The 1,116-nt window shown below is 75.0% G+C and carries 1 pseudogene; it reads right to left on the reverse strand.

Features of this window, described 5'->3' with window-relative positions:
• A pseudogene (locus tag ACFWWU_RS37425) lies at positions 1–1,050 on the reverse strand (hypothetical protein); the annotation flags it as partial.
• Positions 1,051–1,116 lie beyond the last annotated feature (66 nt).

The following is a 1,116-nucleotide window of genomic DNA, read 5'->3' on the forward strand; positions in this document are numbered from 1 at the left end:
GGCGACCGTCTCGGGCGCGGGAAGCGGCGCACCGGCGCGGGCCGCGGCGACGACGCGCGGCAGGAGCGCGGCGTGCAGCAGGGTGCCGCGAGGCCGGAGGTTCGGCCAGACGCCGTCTTGCAGGCCCGCGATCACGACGACCTCGAACTCACGGCCGATGACGGCCGGCGGCGTGGTCACGACGACGGTCTCAGCCGAGCGCTGCGGCGCGAGCGAGTCTTCAGGCAGCTCGCTCGCGAGCACCTCGTCGACGAATCGCACGGGCGGCGCGTCGGGCTCGCGTTCGACGAAGCGCTGCGCGGCGGCGAAGAGGGCCACGGCAGCATCGAGGGCGCGGTTCGCCTCTTCGGCGAGCACACCCGTGCCTGCGGCCTGCGATGCCCACTCGGTCGCGAGCCCGCTGCCCTCCCAGATCGACCAGAGCACCTCTTCGATCGTGCCGCCGCGCATGGCCACGCCTCGCGCCGTCGAGAGCAGCTTCGCGAGCCGCGCTGCACGACGTGCGGGCGCGGCGTCGATCGTCTCGAACCCGCCCGGCGCACCGAGCGCCTCGACGAGCAGTTCGTCGGCCGTGCGCGAGCCCTCGTTCGCGAGCTCTTCATGCCGCAGGGCGAGGCGGAGCCGGCGCAGGCCCACGCTGTCGAGTCGGCCGATCGGACCGGTCAGCACGGTCACCGCAAGCTCGGGCGTGAGCGGTTCGCGGTCGAGCACGAGCGAAGCGGCGGCGAGCAGCGCTGCGGCAGCAGGAGCGTCGCGCAGCGCGGTGCGCGCGGCGTTGCCCGCAGTGGGCACGTCGGCGAGCGCGAGACCCCGCTCGAAGGCGGGCACGTCGCCACCCGAGCGCAGCACGACGGCCATCGACGACCACGGCACGCCGTCGAGCAGGTGGCGCTCGCGCAGCACGGCGGCGACCGCCTGGCATTCGGCGGCATGCGAGGGGGCCTCGATGCCGAGCACGGCGGCGAGCGGGTCGATCTCGGCGTCGGCCGGCGTCTCGCGCCCCGCCGAGCGATGCGTGCCACCGAGTGCGGTGCCGATGTGGCTGCTCACCGATTGCACGATCGAGCGCAGCTCTGGGCGGCCCCGGTGCACCACGGGCAGCTCGACGCGCTGCAC

Source organism: Streptomyces sp. NPDC058650, assembly GCF_042717315.1.
Classification (GTDB): Bacteria; Actinomycetota; Actinomycetes; order Streptomycetales; family Streptomycetaceae; genus Streptomyces.